The sequence below is a fragment of the Candidatus Methylomicrobium oryzae genome (assembly GCF_016745425.1).
Lineage (GTDB): Bacteria > Pseudomonadota > Gammaproteobacteria > Methylococcales > Methylomonadaceae > Methylomicrobium > Methylomicrobium oryzae.
The window spans coordinates 1-26,066 of sequence record NZ_JAERVK010000027.1 but is presented as its reverse complement, the minus strand read 5'-3'; the positions used below and the strand labels follow the sequence as shown (position 1 = coordinate 26,066).

Genomic DNA, 26,066 nt, shown 5'->3' with positions numbered 1-26,066 from the left:
ATAGCTGGAATTGCCGCTGCTGTTGTAAGCGCGGACCCGGTACTGGTAGGCGGTCTATTGTCCTTTCTTAAAGTGGACAGATTCGACTTGACGTTATCCAAAACCTGCTGACTAGTCGGATCATAGCTCTCCTGAGAAAAGCAAATATGATGATGGCGTAATAAATCATCTTCCGAAAACTGTTTAGAACTAATAACATTTATTTTTTGTTCTTCATCGATTAGCTTGATTTCATCGTATAATTCAAATATTTCACCGAACCCACTATTGATGATATCGTCATATTTTCCTCTGAGATATTTATTTGAAAAGTAAAACAAAAGACTTTTCATTTTATCCATTCTAGTTAAATCTTTTCCTCTATCATTAACTGTTTGGAATATTCTTAGAACCTGTTCACGATCTTTTAATCAGTAGAGCCAAGAAAGCTAGATGAACGAATTGCAGGCTGGTATTCAGCTTACGCTCACAGTTTTTCCATAGACGCCGGCATTTCTCCAGCCAGGCAAAGGATCGTTCCACGACCCACCGTTTCGGCATCACTTTGAAGGTATGCAGTTCGTTGCGCTTGGCGACTTGAACCGTAGCATCGAGCTTATCCTTGATGGCAGTGGCAAACGGTTGACCGGCATAGCCCCCATCCACCAGCACGCTCGTGACTTGTTGCAAGTTGAAGGCGCAACGCGTAATCGCCTTCAATGCGCCGCCCCGATCCGTCACATCGGCCGTCGTTACCTCGATCGCATGAGGCAACCCGAGCATGTCTACCGCAAGATGGCGTTTGATGCCCGAGGCCTTTTTACCGGCGTCATAGCCTTTCTGTTCAGCGCTATCGGTATTCTTCACACTCTGGGCGTCGATGATGATAAAGCGCGTCGAGGCGTTCCGCCCCTGTTTGCAGCGGGCCTCGCCAACCTGATTTTTTTAATGCCTGCTCCAAGACACTGATGTCGTCCGGGCCAGGCTCCCGCCACTTTTCAAAGTAGGCATACACGGTGCGCCACTTGGGGAAATCGCTGGGCAGCATTCGCCATTGGCATCCGCTCTTTAAGAGGTACAGAACCCCACAAAATACGTCGTACAAATCTACCGTACGCGGTTTCGTTGTCTTCCGCACAGCTTCCAGTAAAGGCCTGATAACTTCAAATTGTTCTCGACTGATGTCGCTCGGATAGGTTTTTCTCATCCCCTATTATCACGATTTTCAAAGATCGTGAACAGGTTCTTATCGCATCGGATTCATTTTTCTCAATAAACTCCAGTATTGATAGCTCCTCAATCGCCTTAAGAAATAACTCAGGGTCTTTAACATGGTTATTAACAATATTTTCAATTTCTTCAAATACTTCTAATAAGAATCGCTGGCTCTTATTTTTTGGTTCTGAAGAAGGCGTCCCGTCCAATAATTCAAAATAAAAGTCCTTATCACGTTCTAATGGTGTTAGTTTATATTGATTCTTTTCTTTGATGTAATATCGGCGATAAAAATCTTGATCAGTTTTGTCTTTAAATTTTCGAATAAGAACACTGATAAACATGACAATGGTTGTCATGCGTTGTTGCCCATCAACAATATAGAAGTTTTTTTCGTCGCTTGTTTTAGCTAAAACTATAGCACCAATGTAATGATTAGATTTTGTATCTAGTGCTTCTTGTATGTCTTCAAATAGATCTCGGAAATTTTACTTTTCCCATGCATAGCTGCGTTGGTACTTAGGAATTTCCAGTATTTTTCCTGAAAAAAATTTTTGTAATGATTGCTGGCTGGACATTCTTATTCCTTATTTTTTGAGGCTCGTTCAGATTCTAAGAACTACTACTCCGCATATACGTTAATTTTTAGATTATATATCCGAATATACCCATCGAGATTCAGTCTTGAAAGGGTTTTGTTGCACAGAGATACGGGGTCAGGCCTTGTAACCAAGCACTGACACATCAATTGAATGACTGCTTAGCATCCAATCCCTATCCACAGCAATCGCAAACATCTAGGGCCGCAATGGGTCGAAGTCAGCCTGAAAATGCCAGATTTAACTGAGGCTAATTTTTGAAACCGTCAGATCAAGGTCAGAGTTTTAACTTTAAGGGAACCTCTAAAAATTCAGCAAGCAGCGGATTCGAGGAAAAAAACGCCCTCCAGTATCCGTCTTACAGTGCATTAGGTTTTATCTTAGGCCTTAGCGGTCCTGATGGGCATTATCAAGACGCAGTTACCCTCTGAAGTGCGCAAAATCGCCGCATGTTGTAAACCAAGTTCATGAAGCCGATGCGCACTTCGGCGCGGGCGAGGCCGATGCTACGCACGGCCTTGCCGCGCACGCCTTTACGATGAATCCGGCTGCGGTAGCCTTGGGCTTTGAGACTTGCTTCGGCGGCTGCGGAGCGGTAAGCACTATCGGCCCAAACAGCACGGCTGGTATTGCCGGCATCGAGGAGCGTCTCCAGTCGCTGAGAGTCATGCACACTGGCGTCAGTGACGGCATATTTCCGGATCAGCTTGTGGGCATTGTCGACATTGACGTGGTTCTTATACCCGTAGTAGCTTTTATCGCCTTGCTGGGTCCAGCGTGCGTCGGTATCTTTCTGCTGGCGTTTAGACTCGGACCCACCTTCGACCACTTCGCCTGACTTAATCCGGTCATTTTCCTCAGGGGTATTGCGCTGCACCGGGGCTTTGACGAAGCTGGCGTCGATGAGCTGTCCCTTGCGGGCGATCAGCCCCGCCCGGTCCAGTTGGCGGTTGAATTCATTAAACAATGTCTCCGTGAGTTTCAGTTCTTTGAGCGACTCGCGGAACAGCCAAAAACTGTTGCGATCCGGCGCATGTTTGGCATCGGATAGGCCAATGAAGCGCTGGAAGCGGCGCCGGTCTTCAATCTGGAATTCGAGTTGTTCGTCGCTGAGACTGTAAAGACTGGCCAACACCAGCCCCTTGAACATCAGGATGACGTCCCACGGTTTCCGCCCCGCTGACGATTTGCGTTCCTTGAGGCGAACCTTGTCCAGCAGGGGACGGAAAGCTTCCCAATCGATGTGGGCGTCCAACTCCAGCAGCGGATTACCTAATCGGTCGAGGCGCCGATCGCGATGCTCGAACAGGGAACCGAAAAGGTCGTCTTGATGGTGGGGCATGGCTTCTTCCGGGGCTGGCTTGGATCGTTTATATTTTATCTTCTTTCGGGTATTTTTAGAGGTTCCCTAATGTAAAAGATAAATTTGCGAAATTAAAAGCGATTGCTGCCGGCGAATCCGGAGAATCATCCTTGCCAGCAATATGGAAGCACGAGGTCGATAACCCCTTGATCGGCACAATCAAGGGGTTTAGCAACTTCGAACATGATCGCTTTGGTCCACAAGAAACGGTGATCGTTGAATTAGAATCCGGGGAGCGCGTATCCGCCATCCTTAACAACTACCTACGCAGCGGGATGCAGATTCAGTATGCGGAGGTAGGCGACTTGGTATTGATCCAGTTGCTAGGCAAGGAGAAAGGCACCAATGGATCCACATTTAACAAGTTCAATCTGGTAGTTGAAAAAAACCAATAAAAACAGAAAACAAGGCACTGGCTTTGGCCGGTGCCTTGTTTTTTATTTGCCTGAACATTAAACTGAATGGTTGAACGTCATTATGGGTCGGCAGGAGCCGGCCATTTCCAGACATTCAGATGTAGTAATTCAAATCTAATCGGACAGTGACTGGTGTTTTAGCGGTGTCTGTCCGGTTAAATTCAGCCTAGATCTTTTTCTTTCCAGACCGTTTTGCCAGCGATCAGGGTCGCCATGGGTGTGCGTCCACAGCACATCTTGCCCTGATGCGTTCGCTGATTATTGTAGTCATCGAGCCAGTCGTCCAGGTCTTTTTGCAGCGCTGCCAGATCGTTATACAGGTTCTTACGCAAGGTAACCTGATAAAACTCCTGCAGGATCGTCTTGTGAAAGCGTTCACAGATGCCGTTGGTCTGCGGCGATCTGACCTGGGTCTTGCGGTGCTCGATGTCATTGATCGCCAGAGAGCGGATAATCATGCGTCTCTGCCCGGCCCCAATATTCGCTGCCCCGATCAGTCAATATTCTTAGCATCGGCAGCTGTTCTTGCTCGAAGAACGGCAACACCTTATCGTTTAACAGGTCAGCGGCCGTGATCGGGGTCTTGGTGGTATAGAGCTTGGCAAAGGCGACCTTTGAGTAGGTATCGACAAAGGTTTGCTGATACACGCGCCCGACCCCTTTAAAGGTGCCGACATAGAAGGTGTCTTGGGAGCCCAGATAGCCAGGGTGTGCGGTTTCGATTTCACCGCTGACTTCGTCATCGGGCTTTTTCTTTTCCAGGGCGGCGACCTGCGCTTCGGTCAGAATTAACCCCTGCTCCGCCACTTTCGCTTCCAGGGCTTTCAAACGCGTCTTGAAGTTCGCCAGGCCATGCCGCAACCAGACACTGCGCACGCCGCGGGGTGAGACGAAGACACCGGCCTTGCGCAGTGAATGGCTGACCCTGACTTGACCATGGGCCGGGTAACGGTAAAACGTATCCCGCGATAAGCCCATGGTCTTGCAGGCTTTCGACACATTGCCCAGTTCTTCAGCCAGATTCAGCAAGCCGACTTTATGTTTGATGATTCTTACGTTATTCTCAAGCATGAGGGTTACCTCGTTCGGTGTGATAAAAAGCAGACACTTCTATCTCACCCGTAACCCTCGCCCTTTTCAAGCGCGGTGTCCGATCAAATCTGAACTATTCCAATTCAGATAGTCAAATCGGAAAGTCAGATGTTGGATACAAACCGACGCTCAGCTTGTATGCTCTAAACGAAACGTGCAGACAGATTTTTCCATACTAAACCGCTGTCATCAGTAATGAAGTGCAGATTTATAAGCGTGCTCTATCAACTGCATCGCTGGTAACTGATCCCAGATACTTAAACTGCTCCACTGCCCAAATCGAATGTTTCTGGCGAAATTATCCAGCTGGATCGCCATGGCGATATTCCATTCCTTGACGTGGCTTTCGATCAAGACTCCATCACGGTATAGTCCTTGTCGGTCCGCAAAAAATAAGCCTTTATTGGTTAAGAGGCTGACGCCTTCCGATTTTTTAAAACCACTGCTACTAACCCCATCGGGTTTTCCAGCCAGGAGAGATTCGATCATTACCCAAGTTTGCTCTGATCGGCCCATCAGGTAAGCTTCATCTTCAATCTCCTGGGCATTCAATGCATGACCATTTCGCCATAGTGAAGCTGCGACCAAATCGAATGGGCCAACCAAATAATGCACAAGATCAACCAAGTGATAGCCTGAATCTAGCAACACGCCACCTCCTGCCATAGATTGCTGACTACGCCAACTCATGTTTTCAACTTGAGGGTTAAAGCCTAGGTGCAAATGTGCGTGAATTTCAGAAACCGTCGCCTGTTGTTCGAAAATCAGCTTTTTGAGCGCCTGATAACTTGGATGGTGTCGCCGTTGTATGGCCGTCTGTAACGGATAGCCAAAGGTGCGCGCCTTGTCCAACAAAGCACGGGCTTCTTCCAACGATCGGCCCAACGGTTTTTCTTTAAGCAAGGGCAATCCGAGTGACAAGATAGCGTCCCAGCTATCCAAATAACAATGATGAGGCAGGGCCAGAATCAACCCATCCAATTGATATTGCTGTAATGCACCAATTTCGTCATGTAATGCAAAATTTAATTCTGAATACCGAGATGAAATTTCTTCCAACTTTCGCTTATCGAGATCGACACCAGCGACCAGCTCGACTTCGCTGCATAAATTGACAGCTTTCAGATGCTCCTGTCCTTGATTGCCCAGTCCGATGAGCGCTAAACGTATACGCGGATGAGTAGCCATTCGAATACTCCTGATTAATGGCCAAACATAGTGCCCGCTGTCATATCTATGGTACTGCCCGTCATATAACTGCTATCGTCACTTAATAGAAAAGCAAGGACTTTTGCGACTTCGAGGGGATGGCACAATCGTTTCAAAAAGCTACCCTCAGCAATGCTTTCTTGTCGCGCTGCGCTCCAGTCGTTTGTCATGAAAGTAATGGTTGGGCCCGGCAGCAACAGGTTGACACGGATATTTGCTGGTCCAAGACTGCGCGCACAACTTAATGTCAAGCCATGCAACGCCGACTTGCTGGCCGAATAACTCGCTTTGCGAGCCCCCACTAAAGCGACAGGAGAACTGACATTAACTATGCTGCCGCCGCCATTTTCACGCATCAAAGGGGATAGCGCGCGAATCAAGCGCATCGCCGGCGTTACATTTACGGCGAAGGAATGTTCCCAGGCCTCATCGTCCAACTGCTCAATACCATCACCGTGGGAAATAGCGGCCAAATTCACCAACCCTTTCAAAGGCGGTAGCGTTTGCACTGTGTCCAGCACCCGTTGAGTTAAAAAGGGATCAGTTAAATCCATGACGATCGGATGAAAGTTTGCTTGATTACGTGCCTGGGCTTGCATCCGATCCAAATTGTGATCAACACCGATAACATGCCAGCCCTGTCTCAGCAAATGATCACAAGCGGCATGCCCCATCCCTCCCGAAGCGCCGGTAACCACAACGGTCTTATCTGCAGATGCGGTCAGCATGATTTGAACCTATTCATAGAAATTAAAGCATCAAATAAAAAACAAATATCGCGCGGCGGTCAGGGATTCGACGTCATGCACATTCCTTGTCAACGGAGTGAAACCGTTTTCATCGGGCAAATGCAGACATTGCCAACTCGAATCCAGTACGATTTGCGGCATTTTTGGCGAGACAGCGCATAACTGCAGCAGCTCTTGAGTGACAATATCGTTTACGCCCGGTTTATCGGTCAAAAACGCCTCCCACTGCAATGCCCAACAATGCTCATAAGGAAATTGCAAACCAAAGAGCGATTTTGCCAGCTGAATTTTCGATAATGCGTCAACACGATTATCATGTCGATAGGCTAGCAAGGCATGCCCCATGTGTAAAAAACCCAAAGCGATAGGGTTAATTTTAGCCGTCGGAACATATTCTTTAAGCGTCTCGGTCACGTCTTCGGAATGGTCTTTCGGCACACGAGAATTATCAAGAACAAGAAATTGCAAACGCGCCAGTGCATGCCACACGCTCTCGTCATCGTGACTATCGTGTGCCAAATGTAAACTGGTCATCAGTAAAGACTCAGCGCGAAGGGTTTCACCGCAGCGAAGCAAAGCACTCGCCAAATAATTAAGCTGCCTGGGGCGCTGACCGCTACCCGGCGGCAATAAATGGTAAGCATTGCTCAAGCAGGTAAATGCCGCCTGCGGATGGCCGCTACGCAACAACAGCTCGCCCAAGGCCCCATATCCTTGCACGATATCGAAGAGTCGATTCTGCTGACGACCAAGCGCCAGTGAAGTCAGCAGCCATTCCCTTGCTGTGCGCCAATGCCCCGTTCGGGTATAAACCTTTCCTAAGCCCAAAGCCACATCGGCTTGTCTTGTTAGGCAGCAGTCTGCGTTTACCGTTTGCCATGCAAGCAGAAAATGCTCCGCCGCCCGGCAATAGTCTCCAATGTAGTAAGCGCGCCAACCTCGCCATTGTTCGACGAATGAGGGCGGCAATGCCAATTCGATTGATTCAGGCAAGTCCTGGCGTAAATGCATACGCAGCCAAATGCTCACAAGATCGTCTGCCGGCATGGATTGCACGGCGTCTAAAACATACTGATGTTGACCGGTTAAAAGATACTGCTGGAAGTGGTCTAGCCGGTCCAGTTGTTGAAAGTCCCTAATCATTGGGAATGCCATGATCGATACTGATAAAAATAGAAGTCTAGTTCAGAACAAATGAATTGCATTTTTGTATACTGGCTAATAATCGGCCAATTCTCAATGCTGCCTTTTTATTACCAAAAAGGCGATAGCAAAAAGCATATCGCCCACCCAAAGCAAAGCGATCAATCAAAAATCGCATCCCACAGGCTGGAAGCCATCCAACCAACGCCCATTGCAACCGCAATCGGCGCGGCAAAAGTGATCACTGTAGCAGCCGTCCCGGCACCGGCAACAGCGGTCGTAGCAGCGAGAACGGCAGGGCCAGTTGCCGTTACCGCAGCGGTTGCCGCAGCACCGGTGACATAACCTTTGGCGCCGGCTTTGATGGTGGACAGCGCGACATCCGATAGGTCGCGCTGTCCATTGACCAGGCCAACGATACCGCTGGCAACCTCGATGCCAGCGCCGATGCCCGCTCCCAGCGCACCACCCGTCTTGGCGGACTGAAGAACCGCATTGCCCAGCGTACCGGAACCGGATGCGCCGGCGCGTTGCGCCAAGGTGGTCGTGGTTTTGGATGATACTCCCGAACTGGTCATCTTTTTGGCCGAGCCGGCTTTTTCCAACGCTTTATTTACCAGCTCCGTGGTTTCCCGGGTGCCGATCAACTGGGTGCTGCGGTATTGCCCGTTCAGCACCTGCTTGACCGTTTTGTCGATCCCCGACTGTGACAACGTGTCTTTCAACTGCAGACGTTCCACCACCTTGCCACCATTTTTGGTGACCAAATCGACCGTTTTGGCGGTCGTGCTTTTGGTCAGCTCGGTGTGGCTGCCGTTAAACACGTTGCGCAAGTTTTTGACATCCTTGACCATGATTTCATGGATGTGGCCCTTGAGATGCGGGTTTTTGCCGGCCCGTTCGACGGCACGTGAAATCACGCTGCATTCGTAAGTGGTTTTGCTGGTGATGCCGGTCATGCAGGATTTTTGGTTAAGAGTTGTCATGATGTATTCCTTAAATATAAAAGATGGAATGGTTGTTTAAAAATTAAATAGTGATTTAAGATGAAAACGGGTACTTCATAATCCGCGTATTTATTTACATGGAATCAACATCAATTAACCTGACCTCATCATCATTACCCCTGCTATATTCAAAATACTGACACGATCTTTCGATTGGCGGGCCGATACAACGCTAACCATTGCATCGGCCCTGCTGGCTAATCGAATAGCCGATCCAGCAGCTTGCTGCCCCCATAGGCCAGCAGGCCTACCCCAACAACCAGCGGTAAGCTGGCAACAGCAGCGGGGGCGGCTACCGCTGACACTAGCGGAAATGCGGAACCGCCCGCCGTCAGAAGCGCCGTGGCGCGAGCGGCCGCCCCGGCTGCTGTTGCCAGGTGCTTGACTTCCTTGCCAACGGGGGATGAAAAGAAATAGTTTGAATTTGACATGATCATTTCTCCGGTAAAAATTTAAAATAAATACAAAGTTTTGATTGTGTTATTAAACTCAATCGTCTTGCGTGGTAAATATTTAATCCTGTTTTTTTTAAAAGTACGATTTAACAAATTTGTTGTGCCGTCGTGATTGTTATTACTTAATATCAGATATAACTTCGTTAAGCAATCCAGGTAGAATCTCCATTGACTCAATAGTTTTATGCTGTTGAGTAATTAATAAGTGACTTTGTTGCTAACAATTTAATCACTTAATTTTCTATTTGCCATGGTTAACAAATTTGTTTTATTGCCTGTCCCGTTTAATTCAGGAATATTAAATAGGAGAGTTACGTCTTTTTGTTAATTGACAAATTTGTCGTTCAAGTCAAAATCAAACCGCTCAAAGCCAAATCCTTACCCAGCTGAATTTTTCGGCATGCCGGAGGTAAAGGATAAAGACTTACACAGTCTTGTTCGGGATCGATCAAGGCGCCAACCGTTTCCAGCAACGTCGCCAATTCGCTTTCATTCAAGTCTGCCTCGAATACGGAATACTGCTTGGGTTCGCCTACATCGCGTAGCGCGCGGTGTAGGCGCCGCAAACGTTTCGGTTCACGAATGTCGTAGCAAATCAAATAACGCTTAACATGGCTCATGTTCTGTCACCGTACGTTCCGCCAGCCTCGCATACCGATGCAGCAATCGCCTGAATGCTGGTACCCGCTGTTGATACGCCTCGTAAAAGCGTTGCTTCCCTGCAGATCGTAGGAAATAAGCCCCGTCTTCGTACCGGAAATCCTCGGCACGCAACTGTCGACCGTGAAACAAGTCGTGTACCCAGGCGTCTATCCATGGCCGCACCGGCTCCAACAAATCACAGGCCAACGAATCGCGTTGGTAATACAAATCGTGCAAACAACCCAGCGCCGGGTCCAAACCCACCGCCCGCAAGGCGTCTACCGCCTCGTGGTGCAACAAGGTGTACCCGAGCGACAGACACGCGTTGACGGGATCGGTGGGCGGGCGGCGATGACGATGCTCAAAGCCCAGTACGGGCGGAAACAAACGGCTGAACGCGGCGAAATACGCGGCGCCGGCGGCGCCCTCCATACCGCGTAGGCGTTCCAATTCCCAATCACCGGTTTGCAAGTCCGCCAGTAACGCGGCCAATGTCTGCGTCGATTTGTGTAATTCATGGCGCAAATCCGGGCGTAAAACCATTTGGTGAAGCAGGTAGCGATTTTGGCGGGCGAGTTTCAGCTTGACCAAGCGCAAAGCCTGACGAGCACGAAAAACATCATCCAGGTACAAAGCGTATTGGCGCATGCGCCGATGTACGTCGCCATGCATTGGCGTGCTCAGATAGGCCGAGCGTTCAGGATGGCGGTGATTGACGACCAACAAGGCGATGCCGTGCTCGCTCAGCATCCCCAGCACACCCGCCGCCAACGTGATTTGTGGTGATAACACCACGCGTTCCAACGATTTCAGCGGCACGCTTCCGACTGGTTTACCGGCCTCGTAAACCAACAAGCAGGCGCGTTCACCGCGCAACGTTAGATCGGCTTTTTCGAGAAATAGGGTTTGCATATCGTTCTCCGTCGATGATCACGGAAAACATTGCAACACATTTAGGGCGGGACCCGACAAACAACAAATTTGTCATGAAGGAGTAACACTCCTCACCGTATAACTTGATAAAAAAGCCTTATTGGAAGGCTTATATTGAGATATTTAGTTCAGGATGAGAGCTTAAATTTTAGAGCCGGCCGGCAATGAAATATTGCCCTGTATGATCCCTTCGTAAACAGGGCTGTTATTCAATCTAGGTCCAAAAGCGAGCTTGTCCCTGCATCGCTGTCTTAATCCCTTCGTAAACAGGGCTGTTATTCAATACATCGAAAGAGCCGCGTTTATCGACGCGATTATGTCTTAATCCCTTCGTAAACAGGGCTGTTATTCAATGCACTGCACAGGTTTACCAATTATTAGCGGCAAAGTCTTAATCCCTTCGTAAACAGGGCTGTTATTCAATCCAGGAGCTCCCGCAAATGGAAACCGTTATATTGGTCTTAATCCCTTCGTAAACAGGGCTGTTATTCAATTCAGGTCTGAGGCTCAACTGCGTACCGTACCGCTGTCTTAATCCCTTCGTAAACAGGGCTGTTATTCAATGAAAATGATCAGCACGTATACACCCAGTGTCCGTCTTAATCCCTTCGTAAACAGGGCTGTTATTCAATTTACAGGTATTCACATGTTAAAAACCCTTCAGGGTCTTAATCCCTTCGTAAACAGGGCTGTTATTCAATCCGAGAAGAATCTATCCCCTCTGGGGTTTTTAAGTCTTAATCCCTTCGTAAACAGGGCTGTTATTCAATAGTTTCAGAGACAAAGAAAAAAGGAACGCTTGGGTCTTAATCCCTTCGTAAACAGGGCTGTTATTCAATCCAAACGTTATGCCAAGAAGACCAGAAATTTCTTGTCTTAATCCCTTCGTAAACAGGGCTGTTATTCAATGGATGGACCTGTCGCGCAAATGACGGAGGAGAATTGTCTTAATCCCTTCGTAAACAGGGCTGTTATTCAATGGATTCGGCGGCGCATGCGGGCCGATCGACGCCGTCTTAATCCCTTCGTAAACAGGGCTGTTATTCAATGTAAAACAAAAAATCAATGTCCCAGAAGGGATTGGTCTTAATCCCTTCGTAAACAGGGCTGTTATTCAATGAACACGGACAACTGCTCCGACTGAACCGGGGTGTCTTAATCCCTTCGTAAACAGGGCTGTTATTCAATGATCAAGCCGGTTGGTATCGACAGTGCGTTCTGTCTTAATCCCTTCGTAAACAGGGCTGTTATTCAATGGAGATCAGCGACAATTCGGAACAGTCTGAAGAGTCTTAATCCCTTCGTAAACAGGGCTGTTATTCAATCCAGGCGCGAGACAATGGCGCCCACGGCCTTCGGTCTTAATCCCTTCGTAAACAGGGCTGTTATTCAATAGAAACAGAATGTCTTCCGGCATGGTTATTCGGCGTCTTAATCCCTTCGTAAACAGGGCTGTTATTCAATCGATATGCAGGCACGCATCAACAACCTGTTCGTGTCTTAATCCCTTCGTAAACAGGGCTGTTATTCAATATTTCCGTGATCACCACTTATCACCGAGAATTCAGTCTTAATCCCTTCGTAAACAGGGCTGTTATTCAATGAATGTTAAGTTCTTTAACTCTAGATTGAGTTTTGTCTTAATCCCTTCGTAAACAGGGCTGTTATTCAATTAAAGGCGGGGTAGTTACAGAACATGGTCTTAAGTCTTAATCCCTTCGTAAACAGGGCTGTTATTCAATTAATTATGAAAGCCTGGAAAGGCTTACCTGAGTCGTCTTAATCCCTTCGTAAACAGGGCTGTTATTCAATAATAGTTTCTGCGATGACGGTGTAACTCCATATGTCTTAATCCCTTCGTAAACAGGGCTGTTATTCAATTTATAATGTTCTTTAGACCATTTAAACATCTTATGTCTTAATCCCTTCGTAAACAGGGCTGTTATTCAATAAGTACTTTTGACTAAAGCCTTCAGCGACAAGGGTCTTAATCCCTTCGTAAACAGGGCTGTTATTCAATTGACGTTGCTGGGTTGTTCTACAGAACCTAAGGGTCTTAATCCCTTCGTAAACAGGGCTGTTATTCAATAGATGACGATAGTGATATACGCCTAGAAGCTTATGTCTTAATCCCTTCGTAAACAGGGCTGTTATTCAATATAGTAATTCGTCAGGTATCTCGACGGTTTCTGTCTTAATCCCTTCGTAAACAGGGCTGTTATTCAATTAAATACGGGGGCTCCTTATCGTCCAGACGATTTGTCTTAATCCCTTCGTAAACAGGGCTGTTATTCAATGGATGTGCCCGAAGTACCTTTCAGCACTTCCTGCGTCTTAATCCCTTCGTAAACAGGGCTGTTATTCAATCAAGCGGTGGTAGCGGCGCGATCTGCGGCATGAGTCTTAATCCCTTCGTAAACAGGGCTGTTATTCAATCTAATCTGTTCGTCGGTCAGTTCCGCCGCATGGGTCTTAATCCCTTCGTAAACAGGGCTGTTATTCAATAGCGTGAATCCAAAAAGATTTGGAAATCAGTCGCTTACACAAGTGATTGCCAAACAATTTTGTACTCATACCTGAAATTTACCGTTCATCCAGTCTTGGATTCGGGTTTTAATGTTTTTGATGTCTCCTCCTTCAATAATTTTGATTTTATATTCCCGAGCCCGATTGCGGGTAGGGTCATCCAGCTTTCTGGCTGAAACCAGACAGGCGTCACCGAATAAGCCGCCGGTGCGGCGCTCCAGCGTGTCCAATTTATACACTATTCCGTCGTTTTTGGCGTCGAATACGTTGAATACGCTGGTTTTGCACTCGATCATGAGCAGGCGATTATTGTGCAGAAGCAGGCAGTCTATTTCGTTGCGGATGTCGTCTTTGGGATTGCCGGTTTCGGTGAAGTAAACATTGGCGTAGACCTCGTCGCAACTCAATTCGCTGGCGGTTAGCCAGACGTATTCCTCCAGCCAGCCGCCGCTGAGATACAGCGCGCCGTCGGCATCGTTAAAGTACAAGCGTTCCGGATTTTCTTTATCCCATTGACAAATGCCGGCCTCGGTGCATTTTTCCAAGGCGGTCTTCCAATAGCCATAGGGAGTTTTACTTTTGATGAACCACTGTTCGGGGTTGGCGAGTGTCGGCGCTTGGCCGCGTTCCTGCTTGGCCAGTGAATCGTGAGCCAGCTTGTTGATGACGCTCCAGTAGCCTTCTAGTTTCTCGGCATTTTGCGCCAACCAAAAGCTCAGGTTGCGGCGTTGACGAGCATTTTCCTGCCATTGAACGTCAGCCGATTTGCGGTATTGCTTGCCCATCGAAAACAGGTAACTATCCAGGCTTAACACCTTGCCGATGGCGATCGGTTGCTGTTTTTCCGGATACAGCACTTCGATTTGGCCGTGCTCGGTGTCGGTATAAAGCACGCTGTTGGGCTCGCTGTGGAAGACGTCGTAAAAGCCCAAGGCCATCAATTTGGTGCCACCGGTGGCATGGTAGGTAATAGGATAATCGGGAAAGCGTTGGTTCAAATCGTCTTCGATTTCCATGGCCCGGTCTTTGATGGCATCCAGGCCGACGTCGGGTACCTCGTGAAATTCCAGGATATTGTCCGGGTGAATGCCGGCCAAGTGGGTCAACAATTTGACGAACTGTTTGGCATTGGTTTTCATGCCATCGGAAATGGCCAGCGCGACGATTTCCGGTTTGAATTTCATCACCGGTATCAGGTTGGCCTGGGCTTGGCCGGTGACGATCAGTAAGTGAATGGCAGGTTTTGACATGTGTATCCGCTGACGGGTTAAAGTGTAGGCACAATGGCGTAATGGCCCATGCCGAAGCTGGTTTTATTGCCGACGTGCAGCCATTGGCCTTGTTGCAGTAAGGGCAGAAACGGCATCAGGTCGCCTTCCAGCCGCAGTGTGCCGATCACGCCGCCGAAGGTCATGGTTTGCTTCTGCCGGCTGGAATAACGATCCCATTGACACCAGTTCAGTTGGTGTTCGGCTTCGATGTTTTCGGCGGCATGGGCCAGGGCCTTGAAATCCGGGACCTGGTAGTCGCGGCCGTGGAATTCCTGCAACAGGTAGAAGCGGCGCACCAAAGCCACCAAAAAATCCTTGCCGCGCAGGGCGTTTGACAGCACTTTGCCGTGGCGCTTGATGCGTAACGGGGTTTGCAGATGCAGCGTGATTCGATCGACGGCCGGCAAGGGTTCGGGTTTGAAGGGCGGCGCTGGCGTCAGGCGGTTGTCGGCGTCCGGGTAAATCCGTTGCTCAGCCGGCTGGCCGGGCTCGAACACCACGTCGGTCAGCTCCGCTTCGGCGTGTTGGGCACCCAGCCCGGCTTTCAGCGCCGTTTGCCAGGCGTGAATCACGAGGGGCAGCTCATCCACCGCCCTGCCAATCAACACCATGTTAAAACTGAAACTAGCGCCGGCTTGCAGTTGACGTCTTCCCATCGGCGGCGGTTCGATCACGAAGGGGTTGGGGATTTCGCTAAAGGCTTGAAAAGCGGCATTCGCCGGCGGCGGGGTTTCGAAAATTCTGGGGTAGGCGCACTGCCGGTACAGCAAACAGGCTTTACAGTCGTTGCCTCGCGTCACGCAAGCACTTTTCCGCAAGGCCCGGCCAAACGCGCCGCGCAGCATGGAGCCGGAGTACAGGTTGAGGTTCAACGGCTGCAATACCCGACAGTTGAATTGGTAGCGGTGGGCGGGAAGATCGTTCATGGCTAATCCTGCAGGTATTGGCAGACTTTTTGGCTACGCTGTTTTAATTTGACTTTTTGCTTGTTGTCGCCAGCGAAATCCGGCATCCATTTGCGTGCCTGTTCCATCAGGGCCTTGATTTTTTGTGCAACGATTTTGGCGTCTTCGCCTTGCCAGCGGCCATTTTCCAATTCACGCAACAGGGCGGTGTCGTGTTCGGCCGGTGGCAAGCTTTTCAGCAAGGTTTCGAACTCCAGTTCGATGGGGCTGAGTTGAGCCAGGCGCTGCTGTTCGGCGAGGCGGGCTTGTTCGGCGGCTTGGGCTGCGGCCTGCTCTTCGGCTTGGCGCTGTTGACGCGCAATTTCCTCTTGTTGCCGACGCTGCTCGTCGGCTTGGCGCTTGCTTGCCGTCTCGGCCTGTTGCCGCGCTTGTTTTTCGGCCCATTGCCGGGCCGGGCCTTGTTGAGCGGCGCAGAGTTCGGCCAGTTCCGGCCAGTCGGCGGGTTCGCCGTCGCCGGGGTGAATTTCGACCAGTAGCCAGCCGAAGGGCAGCAGGTTTTCGCGTTGGTCTTTGGTTTCGGCGGCCAGCCAGAGGGTTTTGGTGTGCGGTTGATATTCGGGATTGCCTTTCATGATTTTGATGTGGCGCACACCGTCGAGCGTGACCGCTTCCGCGCCGGAATGGCGGCCCACACGCACTAGAAAGGCACGGCCTTGCGCGAATTTATCCGCTGCATTATCTAGCAGCGTTTGCAAACAACGATCCCATCCGGCATCCAGAAAACCACGCTTTCTCATGGCTTCCAACTCATCATCCAAAATCTTGCGGTAATGATCATTGCAATATTGTGCGATTTGCCGAATCGTGAAGGTCGAATCCGGGTTGGGCAGTTTTTCGCTTTGTTCGATGTCGGCCAGGTTTTGCAAATTCAAGCGTCCGGAAAATGCCCGGTAACGCCAAGCCGATGAGCATTCCAGCCGACGGCACAGATTTTCGTTTCCTTCTGCTTGGCTAAAGATTTCTTTGCCGTGTTTGTCGCGCTTGAGTTCCTTTTTGCGATTGACGCTCAAATAGACTTGCATGGCAGGCAGTGAATCTCGCATTTGGTAGGCCGCATCGCCAATTTGCAATAAACGTAGGGGATCGAGTTCGAAATGGCCCGCGCGAAATCCCAACAAGCGTTGATTGAGCCGGGGAAAAACGTTTCTTTGCTCGCGTTCGCGACGTTTTCGCTCGTCTTGTCGAAGGCCTTCCAAGCGAAACAGATCGGCATCTCGATCCGTCAAAGACCGGCCGGCGTTGACATGGTCGAGCAAAGCTGTCCGTATCGCACCCTTGATGGACGAACCGAACAATACCGGTTGACGGGTAACCGGGTTGATCGCAGTCCGATCGATCGCCAGTTTGGCAATGACTTCGCTTCCGTCGCCCTCCACGTTGCTGGGTTTGCCGATACGCTCTCGATAATAATTTTCCACGCCTTTCAGTACCGGGATCGAGTTAATGGCCCAAGGCTTTAACTCATCGCGGCGCTGGTAAAAAAACCGTTGCACCTTCATCAGCATCGCGGCATTGGCCCGCCCGGAAACGATGTTGTTTAGCTCATCTCGATCCTGTTCGGTCAAGGCCGTCAGCACTCCGCCGCTGTCGAATTCGTACAAGGTGCCGTCGTCGATGACGTAGTTGGCCGGCTCGTAGCTGTCGCCGGAGCCGATGTGGATCGGCGACAACGGGGTGTAGCTGAGGGTGTAAGTTTGTAAAAAATGGCTCATGCTCGCTCCTTGACGGTAAAGTCGATGGCTATCACTGGGGCGTAGCCCTGATGCACAGTTTCCGGCAGGGTTAGCGACAGCGAGCCGTCGCCACCCAGCCCTTGGCCGATAAAACCCAAGGCCGGCGGCGCGACGCCGAACACGGCGGCGGTTTGCGCCAGCAACACCGGATTTTTGAAGGGCTTGCCTTCCCGGTGTACGGCGCGGTCGCCGTGGCGACCGAAACGGGTGAACAGCTGGTAAAAGCTGCGTTGGCCGTCATAGCCCTGGCCTTGCGGGACGCAGGGCGCCAGGGTCAGACAACTGTTGGCCTGATCTTGGGCAGGCAACTCGGCTTTAGCAAAATCCTTGAGGTCGAACTTGCCCAAACCGATGCCGGCATCGCGGCCGAAACCGATTTGGCCGATGTCTTGCAGGCATTGCCGGCAATCGTCGGCGCTCAAGCGGCTGTCATCGAGCAGCAGATAAACCGACCACTCCAGACCGGGCACGAACCATTCCTGTTCGATGCTGTAGGGGGCAAACGCGCCAACGCCAGTGGTGCCGGTGCGACGGTCGATGCTGTTATGCGGTTGCGGGTGCTTCTGACTTAGTTGACCGGCTTTGCCGGCAATGTCGGCGGCGGTTTCGGCGTGGCTCAGCCATTGCGCCAGCGGCTTTGCTACAGCGGACTCCGGCAACCAGCAACGCCTTTTGACGGCCTTGCGGTCGGCGCCGGGGATGGCTTCGTAATAAAAACCGGGCAATTTCGGCAGCGGCAAATAGCCTTTGGGAAAGGCATCGGACAACACGGCAAACGGCCGGCCGGCGCGGTAACCATCCAGGCAGGCGCTCAGCATGGTTTCGCCGAGGCGGTTGCGGATGGCCCAGCACAACTGGCCGAACAAGGTGTCACCTTTCATCGGCGTGGCGAAGGCCGATTGCAAGTTAAGCGTGATTCGATAAGTTTTCATCTCGCTTTCCGGTGTCGCGGGTTGATAGATTTAACGCTGGCAATTCAGCTTGGGTCAGCGGCCAGATGATGATTTCCACCGGTTGATGGCGCAGCTCTTCCGGGATGGCGATGCTGTCGGGGGCGACTTGGTAAACTTTGCGTATCGGTTGCATGTCAGGCCGCCTGTTGTAGGTTGATTTGTTCGAGCTTGTCCTGGATCGGTTGTTTATCCAGTTCGAGCTGGGTAAATTTGATTTTGCCGTAGCCGCGCGAACCGGAGCCTCCCAGTCCGGTCAGTTCCAGCAGTTTCAGCCCTTGCAAGACGGTTTCGAGCAAGTCTTCGCCATCGTGGACGCGGATGGTCAGCTTGAAGTCGAAACGGGCGGTGGCGGGGACGCGTTCGGTGTTGCGCGGATGCTCGGCCACGCCGCGGATACGGTCTATCATGTTTTCCATCTTGGTTTCGGTGAGCGGCAAGCTTTTGGTGTCGCGCATCCATTCGACCCAAGCCATATCCAATGGACAATCCCAGAAAGCCAAACGTGTGGGGCCGATTTCTTTAATCAACCCTTCGTCGTTTTTGCTGTCCGACGCGCCGCCGAATAGACGAATCAAATCCTTGGCTCTTGCTAACCTGCCGTCTTGAAGTTTTGGCAGATCGCCAAAGTTGAGCGGATGGCCTTCGGTAATGCCGACCACGCCCAAATGCCATTCCAGCAAGCTACGCATCTTGCCCTTGATACTGGAACCGGGAATGTACGGTTCTTGAGTGATGGGATTTTTGATGACCGGACTGTCGGTGCCGCCGATGTGTATCTCGGTATTGCCGCTGCCGATGTGCAGGCCGGAGAGTAATTCGATCTTACCGGTCAGGAGTTGGATTGCGCTGAGTTGCATGATGGATGCCTCCTTAATCTTTGGGTCTTTTTTCTTTGTAAAAGCCCATAAAGGCTTCCATGAATAGTTTGAAATAACGTAGCGTCTCGGCGCTATCGATTTGGCCGATGCCGTGGTTGATTAGTTTGACGAAGTTATCGTCGACCAACTTTCTACCCAAGGCATAAGCCACTTTAGCGTTAATCATGCGAATGAACGGCAAAAACTCGGCAAAGCGCTCGGGTTGCAGATTAGATTTGTTGTCCCACAAGACGATTTCGTCATAAAAGCGGCGCAATTGCGTGGGCTTGTTGAGTTCCTTTTTTGAGGTGGCGATAGTTTCGGCCGCCTTTCTGGCAACGCCGTCGAACAGGTCGGCGGCGATGTTTTTCAAATCAATGTTCGAGGTATCGAGGGGATCGACGCGCCTTTCATCGTACCCGCCTCGCGGTGCTTGGCCGTGTCGTTGTTGGGGGTGTAAAGCCATCTTGAGTTCTCCTTATCGAAGCGGTTAATCGATGTTTTAAAGTCGTACGGTACGCGGTGCGTACCCTATCTTTTTCACTCAATGCCCGCGTTCTGCTGGGGCATCTATGCCTATTCGGATCACGGTAACGAGGTCGCGTGCATTCGTCGGCCCCAAGGTTAGTCCCGCTGCTGGTACAAATGACAGAACAAGGCAATGCGATAGTTGCCGCCGTGCTCCTTGATCCCGGCATGGGCGATTTCTTTTGCCAATGCTTCATGGCGGATTTCACGTTGTTTCTTGTCCAGCTTTTTGCGATCCAGCATCCGGGCTGTGCGGTAGGCAAAATAACTGTGCCAGAGGGCGTTTTCCGGTCTCTCGCCGACCTTTTCGGCCATGTCGATTAGGTTCAGCAATCCGTAAACATAGCCGGTACTGAGGCCATTTTCATTCACCAAACCTTGCAGATTGGGCAAACGACTATGCAGCAGCTCTTGAAACGTGTGCCAACCTACGGTTTGCCCGAAGCAGGTCACGGCGTTTTTCGGCGGCACGTCCCGCTTTTCGGGATTATGTGCCTTGGCCTGCTCCAACGCCTGTTCCGCCAGTTCGCCGATTTGATTGATCGGCAGGCCGGGCTTGGTGGTGCTGATGCCGGCTGAAAAATGCAGGTATTCGTTCTCGGCGGTGTAACGGCTAAATTCGCTTCGCATACGCTCGGCCAGTTCGATTTGCGACCACCACGGCCCGATCAGGAAAAAGTCGTCGCCGCCGGCAAATACAGTGTAGGTGTCGGGATATTCCCGCTGGCACAGCCAGGGCAAATACATGGCAAAGAAGTTGTTGAGTTGGCGCGACAAGGCGGCGGTTTTACCGAAGCTGGCATCATCGCCAAGACCGTTCAGGAATATGTTGCCCAGATTGTCGACATCCCCTTTCAGCGTGGACAGTGCGCTGATGCCGGTCCATTTGCCGGCGTCTTGGCGACGGTTGGCGCAGGCCAGATGGTTGAGGGTTTTGGCGGCGCCAATTTCCAGCTTTTCATCGATGCCGATGTACTTGTCCCATTGTTCTTCCAGTTTGTCCGTTTCCGTGGCAATCGGCACATAGGCGTTGATGTTGCGCCGGGCGTAACCGTTCCACAGCGCGGCGTCGCCGGATTCCGGCAAGGAAAAATCCCAGGCGCGCAGCAGATTGCCGGATTGGGCTTCGGCGCCGAATTTACCGCGCCCTTCTTCGTCTTCGGCAAAACTGACGTGATAGCCGAATATCGGCGTTTTCAACGCGCTAGTCATGTTCAGCGGCTGCCGAGTGATCAGAATACGCTGACGGCGAGTCAACCAGTGACCGATTTCGATCTGATCCCAGGCCAGATCGCCGACAAAGGTATCGGCTTCGAGTTGATGATGGGCCGGCGAGCGGCCATCGATGTTGCAAACCCCTAAATCCTTGTCGAAATTATTGAGAAAACCATCGAACACGGCTGGCGGCGCAGTATCGACACACAAATCGAAGCGCCGACATTTCTTGATTTCCATTTGTTCGAACAGTCGATCGAGCAATTGCCGGTACGGGCTTTTATCAGCGCCGGTCATGCGTTTGCAGCAAAAGTCGTTGCCCGAGGCAGCTGTCCAGGCCAAACCGACGCCGGCCTGACCGAAGCTATGGTTTAGAAACCAAGCGTCCAGTTCCTGTTGTACCCCTTGCAGCCTGGCTAGGGTGGCCGGAGTGTTGTCGGCCACGATCATGAATTTGCCGGCGGCGTTGATGACCTGGCTGGTAGCTGGTAAATCCAGTGCATCCAGCACTTTCAGCGCTGCGCATTCCGCCAGCAGCGACACGTAAAACGAACGGCCGCGCAGCAATTTGGCGGCGCGTTTGTTGGTATCGCCGCCGCTGGCAAAGATGAAATCCTGAATGCCGAAAAAGTCGCCCTGTACCAGCAGGAATTTTGGTTCACCCCTGCTTTGCGTCCCTTGGCTCAAAGCCTTGCGGGCGTTATCGTCGGTTTCGCCGCGTTCGTGGTGATAACGCCACAAGGCCGTCGCCAGCGCGGCGGTGACGCGGGAATGGTCGTACAGCGAGACGTCGGGGCGAACATTGAAGGCCGTGGCCGACGGGATGGCCTGGGTGTAAACGCCCCAAACGGTTTCGAAATGATCCAGCCACAGCGGCCAGTTTTTCCGGTGCGATATGGGGATTTGCTTTAGTGCCAGAGTGAAATTCCGCCAAAGCTCGGCATACTCCCGTTGCGCTGCTTCCTTGTCGTCGCTTTCGTAGCCCTTGGCTGCGACCGGAAACAGGCTGTCCGGCGACAGAGGTTCGAGTCTGTAGCGATATTCAAAATCACGCTTCGCCAAGCCGGTTTTATGGATTTGCTCGAATAGAGTCAGTTGCCGGGCTGTGTAGTGATTTTTGCCGGTGGATGTACCCTCGTCGGCTGCGTTATAGTTTTCGAATTCTTCACGGTCGAAACCGGACGCCAGCCGGTCGGCGGTGGCGATGATCCACTGCAGAAAGCTTTCGGGTTTATGGTGTTTGGCGGCGGCGTTGATGAAAGAGTCGTCGACCTCTCTAGTTTTCCATGAGCCGAACGGGGCGAAATCGGAGCCGGTCAGGTCGGGCAAGCTGTCTTCGATCAAATCCATTGCCAAGCCAGTATAAGCAGCGTGGACGTGGGTGAAATAGCCCTTGTTGTCGGTGTGTTGTTTACGATGCGGGCAATACAGTTGTTTGTTGTCTTCCAGCGTTTGCGGATCGACTTTGATTTGGGCCCGTTCGGCAAATTTGCCCAAGTCGTGTAAAAAAGCTGCCAGTGCAATGCGGCTGGATTGTTGCAATAGAGGGGATATAGGATGCATGAGTTAATTTCCCTCAAACTGAACATGATCTTTTGTTAAATCAATAAAATATCGAGTATTACGATATTCTTTAATTGTTTGCACACAATAACGCCTGGCCGCATGTTTGCCTAAGGCAATATTAAATGCTTCATTTACTTGGTTTATCCGATCATTAAGCCAAACACCGGTTACGCCTAATGCTAGGGTTAGACTAAATTTATTGTTAAGTTTATGCTTTCCTAGATATTTTTCATAGATATCGTCAAGTTCATTGCTGTATTTTTTGTTATTTTCATTATTACCTGGGCGTTTGATAAATTCACGATTCATCGAATGTTCCATTGTCCATAAATAAAAAACCAAATTTGTCTGAGTTAAATTTATTTGAATATCTTTTACCCAGATAGTAGCGTCTGCAAGATTAATTCGAAGATTCGGTTCCCCTTCCCTTAAGCGTACAAATTTAACACTCTCATTAAAACTTGATCTTCCTTCCAATAGGTGATCTGGAATTCCTTCGCGCAAACGCACGAACGGAATTTCAGCCAGCATGACTTCCGCCTCTTTGGCATCAAGCGCATGATTATCCTTATCGTAAATAACCTGACTGTCCGGCGTGGGATAGAAAAAGTCTTTCAGACTTTCGTAACGGTCTGTCACCAATACATGCGATAACCTGTCTTGCGGTCGCCCATATAAACTCAGAGCATAACCTAGATAGTAACCCATGGTCTTGCGGCCACCTGCAATAGAAACGTGGATCGCCGTGTCATCGTCGCGGCTCAGCTCACTGACGATAGCGGTAATAAAGTCAGCGGCGGCTTCGTTTTGTTCCGGTGTTTTAATGTCATCTAGCACCAAGCCCTGTCTATCTTCTATGATATGGATGTTTTGTTCGGTAAAGCGGATGTCGGACAAACTGTAATGAGCGCACAGTTGCCAAAATTGCCCGTTGCCTTCAGCCAGCAATTGCAATTTGGCCTGCCGGGCACCAGATTGGGTAGTGATCAAATGAATCTCAGTCGGAACAAAGGGCTCGACGTGATTCACCGCTAAGGCGTAGACAGTTTCGGTGACGATTTGCGGCGACATGCCACTAACAGCCAGCAAAATTCTTTTTGGATATTCATGAGGTTGCTTCATGGTAATTTCTACTTTTATTGTCGTTATTTCAATCGCTTTAGCAAACCGAGTTCAAACTCAAGTGAGTTGAGTTCAGTTTCATCAAGTACCTTACCTTCCGGCAAGCGTTGCTTTAGCCGCAAGATTAACGCTTCATCGTCTGCTTGCATCCTGATAGAAATGCGATTGACCGGGATTGTGATGTTCAAAATCTGGCTAAGCACTTTGGCACATGCGTCATGTCCGATAGCTGAAACAAACCCAACATCAAGTATCTCCCTTGCTTCCTTAACGGTTAATGGTCCCATGAATTCCCACAACCCGTATTCGGTCAAAACGGGTGCATTGATAACATAAAGTGTCATTTTCTTTAGATTTGCCGAGTTTTAATATTTGCCGAAGCTAGGTCTGCCTGTTCAATAGCAACAATTTAACCAGATTTACCAACATAAAACATGTTTAACAAATTTGTTTGACTCGGCGACCGACTTTCTGTCGGCTTTTTAGAAAATGGAAATGATCGAAAACCCAATTTATGTAGGTAGACTGAAGTTTCCCAATTATTGACCAGCCTACCTTGCATAGTTGGTGTTGGTCAGCCATTTATTGCTGGGTCTCCCGCATGTATAAGCGCCTAACAAAAAGTCAGCTTGTATAAATCGCCGAATCCTTCCCCAATTTCGTCGATGGCCCGTTCCAGTTCATCCGGCGTATACAGTTTGAATTTGAGCCATTCATATTTCATCTTGTGCCACAGCAGCTCAATCCGATTCAGTTCGGGGCTGTACGGTGGTAGAAAATAAAAACGCATACCTTTTTCTTCCAAGAGATCCCAGTAAGGTTCCAGTTTTTTGGGAGCTATGCTTGAAAGTTGTGGATGAAGGGATGAGGAAAGCGGCGTATTCTTGATGGTCTTCAAGGTCATCAAATCCTAACAAAGAGGAGTGAATACGCCATGAGCAATGATAAGGTCATCCCGTTAAAAACGCTAGCGGGTGCGAGCCCGATAGCCGATGCTTTAACCGATGTCTTGCGAGAAGGCGCCCAGCGAATGCTGGCGGTGGCGATCGAAGCGGAAGTCAGCGCCTTTCTGGAGCGTTTTCAAACGGAAAAGACTCAAGCCGGTTTGCAGCGGGTCGTGCGCAATGGCCGCTTGCCGAAACGCACGATCCAGACTGGCATCGGCGACATTGAGGTTTCGGTACCGCGCATCCGCGACCGCGCAGGCCAGCTACGGTTTACTTCGTCGCTACTGCCGCCGTACTTACGGCGCACGAAGACCGTGGAGCAATTGTTGCCCTGGCTGTATCTGAAAGGACTTTCGACCGGAGACTTTCAGGAAGCGCTCAGCACCCTGTTAGGCCCTGAGGCGCCGGGCTTGTCGGCGAGCACGATCAGCCGCTTAAAGGAAAGTTGGAAAGCCGAGCAGCAGTGCTGGTCGCGCCGTGATCTCTCGCACCAGCGCTATGTCTATCTGTGGGTTGACGGCATCCACTTTGGCGTGCGACTGGAAGATGCGGCGCAATGCATCCTGGTGGTGATTGGGGCGACCCCGGAAGGCAAGAAGGAACTGGTGGCGCTCTCTGACGGTTACCGGGAAAGCGAAGCTTCCTGGGGAAGTGTTGTTGGACCTAAAGTTGAGGGGCTTGAGCATCGATCCCCACTTGGCGATTGGCGACGGCGCCCTCGGCTTTTGGAAAGCGCTGCCGCAGGTCTTCGGTATGACGCGCAGTCAGCGCTGCTGGGTGCATAAGACGGCCAATATCCTGAACAAGCTGCCCAAGAGCCAACAACCGAAAGCCAAGGCGGGTCTGCAGGAAATCTGGATGGCAGCGAGCCGGAAGGAAGCCGAGACCGCGTTCAGTCGTTTTCTGACCGTGTATCGGCCGAAGTACCCGAAGGCAGCGGATTGCCAGGAAAAGGATCAGGATGCCTTGCTCGCGTTTTTTGATTTTCCGGCAGAGCACTGGATTCATATCCGGACGACCCATCCGATCGAATCCACCTTCGCCACCGTGCGACTGCGCACGGCCAAGACGCGGGGCTGTGTCTCGCGGGAGAGCATCCTGGCGATGGTGTTCATGCGGGTCAAAAGCGCCGAGCGCCGCTGGCTTAAGTTACGCGGCGTTGCACGCCTGGCCGAAGTGATTCAGGGAGTTTCCTTCAAGGATGGAGTACGGGAAGATCAGGAGAAAGTCGCCGCTTAATCAATGTCCCGTACACAACATTTGACCATTTCTCGTTTTTTGGCGGTGTGGATGGACGCATTGTCTAGGATCACCACCCAAGGCTTGCTGACCTTATCCAGCATGGCCATCAAAAACGCAAAGCACCATAACCCATTGATGCTCTGCCACAGTTTTGCCAGCACCCGTTTTCCAGATGACAGCAGGGCGCCGATCACATTCAGCCGCCGTCCCCGTTTTGCCGTGATAGCATGAGTTTCACCGCTTTTGGTCCACGCCGACCGATTCGGGGGTTGCGGCGCAAACCCGAGGGTGTCCTGAATTTTGTGTAAACGGAGTTTTTAACGGTTTGGCATCCGGTCG

23 protein-coding genes, 3 pseudogenes and 1 CRISPR repeat array are annotated in these 26,066 nt (G+C 50.6%); of the genes and pseudogenes, 2 read left to right on the top strand and 24 right to left on the bottom strand.

The window, feature by feature from the left end:
- The 4 genes and pseudogenes from JJL52_RS20425 to JJL52_RS20410 all read right to left on the bottom strand — a co-directional run.
- Positions 1 to 341, bottom strand: a 341-nt coding sequence (locus tag JJL52_RS20425; protein WP_202054367.1) for a hypothetical protein, incomplete at its 3' end; no start/stop codon positions are given.
- A gap of 55 nt (positions 342 to 396) precedes the next feature.
- Positions 397 to 1,186, bottom strand: a protein-coding gene (locus JJL52_RS20420; RefSeq protein ID WP_436231535.1) for an IS5 family transposase whose coding sequence is annotated in 2 segments (ribosomal slippage) — positions 397 to 925 and positions 924 to 1,186 — 792 coding nt in all. Because the reading frame shifts where the segments join, the coding sequence is not laid out codon by codon here.
- Positions 1,143 to 1,667: pseudogene (locus tag JJL52_RS20415) on the bottom strand (DUF262 domain-containing protein); the annotation flags it as partial. The gene JJL52_RS20420 and the pseudogene JJL52_RS20415, both read right to left, overlap by 44 nt.
- A gap of 535 nt (positions 1,668 to 2,202) precedes the next feature.
- Positions 2,203 to 3,135 carry an IS5 family transposase gene (locus JJL52_RS20410; RefSeq protein WP_236994399.1) on the bottom strand — a complete coding sequence of 311 codons (933 nt, stop codon included), beginning with the start codon at positions 3,133 to 3,135 and terminating at the stop codon, positions 2,203 to 2,205.
- A gap of 131 nt (positions 3,136 to 3,266) precedes the next feature.
- On the opposite strand from JJL52_RS20410, the gene JJL52_RS20405 reads away from it, so the two are divergent.
- Positions 3,267 to 3,551: a hypothetical protein gene (locus tag JJL52_RS20405; protein ID WP_202054365.1), complete on the top strand. Its 285-nt coding sequence runs from the start codon at positions 3,267 to 3,269 to the stop codon at positions 3,549 to 3,551.
- Between the two features lie 182 nt (positions 3,552 to 3,733).
- Here JJL52_RS20405 and JJL52_RS20400 read toward each other — a convergent pair.
- From JJL52_RS20400 to JJL52_RS20310, 19 genes and pseudogenes are all read right to left on the bottom strand, one after another.
- Positions 3,734 to 4,643: pseudogene (locus JJL52_RS20400) on the bottom strand (integrase core domain-containing protein).
- A 210-nt stretch (positions 4,644 to 4,853) separates the two neighbouring features.
- Positions 4,854 to 5,852, bottom strand: coding sequence for a Gfo/Idh/MocA family protein (locus JJL52_RS20395; protein ID WP_202054364.1), 999 nt, complete (start codon positions 5,850 to 5,852; stop codon positions 4,854 to 4,856).
- A gap of 14 nt (positions 5,853 to 5,866) precedes the next feature.
- Positions 5,867 to 6,601 carry an SDR family NAD(P)-dependent oxidoreductase gene (locus tag JJL52_RS20390; protein WP_202054363.1) on the bottom strand — a complete coding sequence of 245 codons (735 nt, stop codon included), beginning with the start codon at positions 6,599 to 6,601 and terminating at the stop codon, positions 5,867 to 5,869.
- Between the two features lie 30 nt (positions 6,602 to 6,631).
- Complete coding sequence (locus JJL52_RS20385; protein ID WP_202054362.1) at positions 6,632 to 7,777, bottom strand: tetratricopeptide repeat protein; 1,146 nt, start codon at positions 7,775 to 7,777, stop codon at positions 6,632 to 6,634.
- 149 nt (positions 7,778 to 7,926) lie between these two features.
- Positions 7,927 to 8,751, bottom strand: a complete 825-nt coding sequence (locus JJL52_RS20380) for a hypothetical protein (RefSeq protein WP_202054361.1) — start codon at positions 8,749 to 8,751, stop codon at positions 7,927 to 7,929.
- Positions 8,752 to 8,969: 218 nt separating this feature from the next.
- A complete protein-coding gene (locus tag JJL52_RS20375) occupies positions 8,970 to 9,203 on the bottom strand; it encodes a hypothetical protein (RefSeq protein WP_202054360.1) in 234 nt (77 codons plus the stop codon).
- A gap of 368 nt (positions 9,204 to 9,571) precedes the next feature.
- Positions 9,572 to 9,847 carry a CRISPR-associated endonuclease Cas2 gene (gene cas2, locus JJL52_RS20370; RefSeq protein ID WP_202054359.1) on the bottom strand — a complete coding sequence of 92 codons (276 nt, stop codon included), beginning with the start codon at positions 9,845 to 9,847 and terminating at the stop codon, positions 9,572 to 9,574.
- Positions 9,834 to 10,781 carry a CRISPR-associated endonuclease Cas1 gene (gene cas1, locus JJL52_RS20365; protein ID WP_202054358.1) on the bottom strand — a complete coding sequence of 316 codons (948 nt, stop codon included), beginning with the start codon at positions 10,779 to 10,781 and terminating at the stop codon, positions 9,834 to 9,836. Before cas1 ends, cas2 begins: the two co-directional genes overlap by 14 nt.
- A gap of 199 nt (positions 10,782 to 10,980) precedes the next feature.
- A CRISPR array of direct repeats spans positions 10,981 to 13,307; the repeat unit is 36 nt; unit sequence GTCTTAATCCCTTCGTAAACAGGGCTGTTATTCAAT.
- Positions 13,308 to 13,372: 65 nt separating this feature from the next.
- Positions 13,373 to 14,578 carry a Card1-like endonuclease domain-containing protein gene (locus JJL52_RS20360; RefSeq protein ID WP_202054357.1) on the bottom strand — a complete coding sequence of 402 codons (1,206 nt, stop codon included), beginning with the start codon at positions 14,576 to 14,578 and terminating at the stop codon, positions 13,373 to 13,375.
- 17 nt (positions 14,579 to 14,595) lie between these two features.
- Positions 14,596 to 15,525: a CRISPR system precrRNA processing endoribonuclease RAMP protein Cas6 gene (gene cas6 / locus JJL52_RS20355; protein ID WP_202054356.1), complete on the bottom strand. Its 930-nt coding sequence runs from the start codon at positions 15,523 to 15,525 to the stop codon at positions 14,596 to 14,598.
- Positions 15,526 to 15,527: 2 nt separating this feature from the next.
- Positions 15,528 to 17,276: an RAMP superfamily CRISPR-associated protein gene (locus JJL52_RS20350; protein WP_202054355.1), complete on the bottom strand. Its 1,749-nt coding sequence runs from the start codon at positions 17,274 to 17,276 to the stop codon at positions 15,528 to 15,530.
- Positions 17,273 to 18,229, bottom strand: a complete 957-nt coding sequence (csm4, locus tag JJL52_RS20345) for a type III-A CRISPR-associated RAMP protein Csm4 (protein WP_202054354.1) — start codon at positions 18,227 to 18,229, stop codon at positions 17,273 to 17,275. Before csm4 ends, JJL52_RS20350 begins: the two co-directional genes overlap by 4 nt.
- Positions 18,204 to 18,383 (bottom strand): hypothetical protein, encoded by a 180-nt coding sequence (locus JJL52_RS20340; RefSeq protein WP_202054353.1) that lies wholly within the window; start codon positions 18,381 to 18,383, stop codon positions 18,204 to 18,206. Before JJL52_RS20340 ends, csm4 begins: the two co-directional genes overlap by 26 nt.
- A 1-nt stretch (position 18,384) precedes the next feature.
- Positions 18,385 to 19,107, bottom strand: a complete 723-nt coding sequence (gene csm3, locus JJL52_RS20335; protein ID WP_202054352.1) for a type III-A CRISPR-associated RAMP protein Csm3 — start codon at positions 19,105 to 19,107, stop codon at positions 18,385 to 18,387.
- A gap of 13 nt (positions 19,108 to 19,120) precedes the next feature.
- Positions 19,121 to 19,573, bottom strand: a complete 453-nt coding sequence (csm2, locus tag JJL52_RS20330) for a type III-A CRISPR-associated protein Csm2 (protein WP_202054351.1) — start codon at positions 19,571 to 19,573, stop codon at positions 19,121 to 19,123.
- 158 nt (positions 19,574 to 19,731) lie between these two features.
- Positions 19,732 to 22,413: a type III-A CRISPR-associated protein Cas10/Csm1 gene (gene cas10, locus JJL52_RS20325; protein WP_202054350.1), complete on the bottom strand. Its 2,682-nt coding sequence runs from the start codon at positions 22,411 to 22,413 to the stop codon at positions 19,732 to 19,734.
- A 3-nt stretch (positions 22,414 to 22,416) separates the two neighbouring features.
- On the bottom strand, positions 22,417 to 23,538 hold the full coding sequence (gene csm6 / locus JJL52_RS20320) for a CRISPR-associated ring nuclease Csm6 (protein ID WP_202054349.1): 1,122 nt from the start codon (positions 23,536 to 23,538) through the stop codon (positions 22,417 to 22,419).
- Between the two features lie 23 nt (positions 23,539 to 23,561).
- A complete protein-coding gene (locus JJL52_RS20315; RefSeq protein WP_202054348.1) occupies positions 23,562 to 23,882 on the bottom strand; it encodes an STIV orfB116 family protein in 321 nt (106 codons plus the stop codon).
- Positions 23,883 to 24,151: 269 nt separating this feature from the next.
- On the bottom strand, positions 24,152 to 24,436 hold the full coding sequence (locus tag JJL52_RS20310) for a transposase (protein WP_202054347.1): 285 nt from the start codon (positions 24,434 to 24,436) through the stop codon (positions 24,152 to 24,154).
- Positions 24,437 to 24,472: 36 nt separating this feature from the next.
- On the opposite strand from JJL52_RS20310, the pseudogene JJL52_RS20305 reads away from it, so the two are divergent.
- Positions 24,473 to 25,724 (top strand): annotated as a pseudogene (locus JJL52_RS20305) (IS256 family transposase).
- Here the strand turns inward: JJL52_RS20305 and JJL52_RS20300 are convergent.
- Positions 25,721 to 26,026: a transposase gene (locus tag JJL52_RS20300; RefSeq protein ID WP_202054368.1), complete on the bottom strand. Its 306-nt coding sequence runs from the start codon at positions 26,024 to 26,026 to the stop codon at positions 25,721 to 25,723. The pseudogene JJL52_RS20305 and the gene JJL52_RS20300 overlap by 4 nt on opposite strands.
- Between the last annotated feature and the right edge of the window lie 40 nt (positions 26,027 to 26,066).